The sequence below is a fragment of the Micromonospora sp. D75 genome (assembly GCF_018070405.1).
GTDB lineage: Bacteria > Actinomycetota > Actinomycetes > Mycobacteriales > Micromonosporaceae > Micromonospora > Micromonospora chalcea.
The window spans coordinates 1-3,531 of sequence record NZ_JAGPXV010000618.1 but is presented as its reverse complement, the minus strand read 5'-3'; the positions used below and the strand labels follow the sequence as shown (position 1 = coordinate 3,531).

Here is a 3,531-nt window from a genome sequence, read left to right as displayed (position 1 = left end):
CCTTTTAACACCGCGGTGTTAAAAGGGGGCCCTTCCTCTACCGGAGGCGTTAATAAGGGGCCCTTCCTTACAAGCGGCGGGCGTAGCGGAGCTGGGGGACCAGCACCCGGCCGATGTGTTCGTCCCGCTCATCACCGGTGGCGGTCCAGCCGCCGCGCTCGTAGAAACGGCGCGCGTGGGCGTTGTCCCGCAGCACCCACAGCACCGCGCGCGTCCAGCCCCGGGCCCGCATCGCGTCGAGCGCGTCCACCATCAGCGCCCGTCCGGTGCCCCGGCCCCGCTCGGACGGCTCCAGGTGGATCGCGTTGAGCAGCCCGGTCGCCGGGTCGCCCTCGTCGTCGGGCCCGAGGTAGCTGAAGCCCACCAGCTTCCCGTCCCGCTCGGCCACCGTCATCCGGTGGTCCGCGCCCTCCCAGGTCAGCCGTTCCACCCAGTAGCGGCCCATCGCCTCCGGCGTCGGGTCGGCCAGCGCCTCGGGCGGCAGGAACGACGAGTACGCCGCCACCCGGGAACGCTGGTGCAGGGCGCCGACCGCCATCAGGTCGGCCTCGGTCGCGGAACGTAGGGAGATCGTCACCCGGGCGACGGTACCCGCCGGGGCGGCACCTGTACCGTCTGAAGATCCTCGGCGATCACCAGATCACCGGAGAAGTGCTCGCGGGCCTCGTCGTGGAAGCGGCGCGGGTCGGCGTACCGCTGGGAGAAGTGGGTGAGCACGAGCGTGCGTACCCCCGACTCGGCCGCGACCCGCGCGGCCTGGCCGGCGGTGAGGTGCCCGACCTCGGCGGCGAGCGCCGCCTCCGACTCCAGGAACGTCGACTCGATCACCAGCAGGTCGGCGTGCTCGGCGAGCGCGTACACGCCGTCGCAGAGCCCGGTGTCCATCACGAACGCGAACCGCTGCCCCGGCCGGACGACGCTCACCTCGTCCCGGGTGACGCGGCGCCCGTCGCGGTCCAGGTGGCCGTCGCGCAGCAGCCTTCCGGTGTCCGGACCGGCGATGCCGTACGCGGCCAGCCGCTCCGGAAGCATCCGGCAGCCGTCCGGCTCGACCAGCCGGTATCCGTACGTCTCGATCGGGTGCCGCAGCCGGCGGGCCTCCAGCGTGCCGATGCCCAGGGTGATCCGCTGCCCGTCGGCGTCGATCGGCTCGACTGCCAGTTCGGCGGTCTCGTAGAAGCTGGAGGCGTGGCGCAGCCGGGCGAAGTACTCGGCGCCGCCGGCCGGGAAGTGCACAGCCACCGGGCGCGGTACGCGGTCCAGCGAGAGCCGCTGGATCATGCCGGGCAGCCCGAGGCAGTGGTCGCCGTGGAAGTGGGTGACGCAGATCCGGGTCAGGTCGGTGGCGGTGATCCCGGTGTGCAGCATCTGCCGCTGGCTGCCCTCGCCCGGGTCGAAGAGGATCACCTCGTCGTCCCAGCGCAGCAGGTAGCCGTTGTGGTTGCGCTGCCGGGTCGGGGCCTGGCTGGCCGTACCGAGCACCACCAGCTCACGCATGGACACCGCACCCTCCCGAGCGCAAAAAGCGACCCCCGGGGCTTCCGCGCTCGCGCACGGGCCGGCTGGACTGGGCCGGCACCCCGGGGGTCGGGTGGCTGTCGTGGTTTCGCCGCACCGCTGCCACACGGTCTCGACGATCCTGCAGGTGCCCGCCTCGCGGCGGGCGAGATTTCACTGTCGAGGACAGCGGCTAGCGGACAGCCACCTCACGAGTCCGATTGCTATACAAGTCTGGACCACCTCCTTTCCCGTGTACCGCCACGCTATCCACTTCGCGGCGGCCGCGGCAACGGATTTCGATCACAGGCCCGGTCAGTCCAGGCCGATCGGGCCCTCGCGCGGGCCGTCCTCGTTCGCCGGCTGCACGGCGAGCGACGGGAAGTCGGCCAGGTCGCCCTCCGGCTCGGCGTCCCACTCCGGGAACACCAGCGGGCTCTGCAGGTAGAGGCAGAGCAGCTGGGTGAGCTGGTGCAGGCCGTCGAGGTGGGTGCGCTCGTGGCCGTGGGTGGCGTCCACGCCGAACCCGAGCAGCGCCACCCGGGCGTGCGCCCCGGCCTCGACCGCGGCGGCCACGTCCGAGCGGTAGTAGTCGAACACGTCCCGGACCAGGTCGACGCCGTGTTCCTTGGCGATCGAGGCGAGGTTGCGGGTCAGGTGGTAGTCGAACGGGCCGACCCCGTCGCCCATGGCGAGTGTCGCCGCGGTCTCCCGGGACTGCTGGCCCGGCGCGACCACCGCCGCGTCCACCGACACGATCTCCGCGACGTCCGGGTCCAGCCCGTGGCTCGCGCCGTGGCCGATCTCCTCGGTGACGGTGACCAGCAGGTGTGCGGTGACCGCCGGGGTGACACCGGCGTCGACCATCGCCTTGAACGCGGTCAGCACCGCCGCCACGCCCGCCTTGTCGTCCAGGTGGCGGGACTTGACGTACCCGTTCGGGGTGATGGTGGGGTTGGGCAGGAACGCGACGAAGTCCCCGGCGTCGATGCCGAGCGCCCGCAGCCCGGCCTCGTCGTGCACCGGCTCGTCCACCCGCACCTCGACCAGTTCCCAGCCGACGCCCTGCAGGTCGACCGCCTCGTTGTAGCGGTGCCCGCTCGCCTTCAGCGGCAGCACCTGGCCGGTGACGACCCGCTCCAGGTCGTCGGTGAAGATCCGCACGTGTGCGCCCTCGGCGAAGCGGGCGCTGTGCGTGCCGATCGGGTTGACCTCCAGCCGGCCGTTCTCCTTGAGCCGCTTCACCATGCCGCCGATGGTGTCGGTGTGCACCACGATCGCCCGGTCGGCGCCGGTCGACCGGGGGCCGGGCAGACAGGCGCTCAGCGCCCCGCGACGGGTCAGCGTGGAGCTGATCCCGATCGCGGAGAGCCGCTCGCCCACGTACTGCTGGATGTGGTCGGTGCGCCCCGACGGGCTGGGGATCTCCAGCAGCTCCACCAGCACCTGGCGGAGGTAGTCGAGGTCGAGCTTGAGCGGTTGGGGCTTGCGTGCGGTCATGCCCCAGAGCTTGCCGCACCGGCCGGCGACCAGAGTCGCTGCGGTGCCCGGGTACCCGGGAAGAGCAGGTCGACGAAGCGCTCGGCGGTGGGCTGCGGTTCGTGGTTGGCCAGTCCGGGCCGCTCGTTCGCCTCGATGAACACGTGTTCCGGCCGGTCCGGGGCGGGGACCAGCAGGTCCAGCCCGGTGACCGGGATGTCCAGCGCCCGGCTCGCGGTCACGCACGCCTCGGCGATCGCCGGGTGCAGCTCGGCGGTCACGTCGTGGATCGTGCCGCCGGTGTGCAGGTTGGCCGTCCGGCGTACCGCGAGCACCTCGCCCTCCGGGAGCACGTCGTGCATCCGGTACCCGGCCTCGGCCACCACCTCGCGGGTCATGTCGTCGATCGGGATGCGGGACTCGCCCCCGGTGGCGGCGGCCCGGCGGCGGCTCTGCCGCTCGATCAGCTCGGTGATGTCGTGCACCCCGTCGCCGGTGATCTGCGCCGGGCGGCGTACCGCGGCGGCGACCACCTCGTGTTCGATCACCACGACC

The 3,531-nt window shown here is 72.3% G+C and carries 3 protein-coding genes and 1 pseudogene; all 4 read right to left on the bottom strand.

Going from position 1 to position 3,531, the window contains the following annotated elements; all coding sequences use genetic code 11:
- Positions 1-67: 67 nt before the first annotated feature.
- Positions 68-577 carry a GNAT family N-acetyltransferase gene (locus KBX39_RS26560; protein ID WP_043326535.1) on the bottom strand — a complete coding sequence of 170 codons (510 nt, stop codon included), beginning with the start codon at positions 575-577 and terminating at the stop codon, positions 68-70.
- A complete protein-coding gene (locus tag KBX39_RS26555; RefSeq protein WP_210873073.1) occupies positions 574-1,503 on the bottom strand; it encodes a ribonuclease Z in 930 nt (309 codons plus the stop codon). The genes KBX39_RS26560 and KBX39_RS26555 overlap by 4 nt, the downstream gene beginning before the upstream one ends.
- A 309-nt stretch (positions 1,504-1,812) precedes the next feature.
- Positions 1,813-2,997: an osmoprotectant NAGGN system M42 family peptidase gene (locus KBX39_RS26550; RefSeq protein WP_030501323.1), complete on the bottom strand. Its 1,185-nt coding sequence runs from the start codon at positions 2,995-2,997 to the stop codon at positions 1,813-1,815.
- Positions 2,994-3,531, bottom strand: a pseudogene (locus tag KBX39_RS26545) (N-acetylglutaminylglutamine synthetase); the annotation flags it as partial. The pseudogene KBX39_RS26545 and the gene KBX39_RS26550, both read right to left, overlap by 4 nt.

Bases quoted from the DNA above. Each gene is read 5' to 3' on its own strand.
- KBX39_RS26550 (WP_030501323.1), bottom strand. From the start codon at position 2,997: ATGACCGCACGCAAGCCCCAACCGCTCAAGCTCGACCTCGACTACCTC.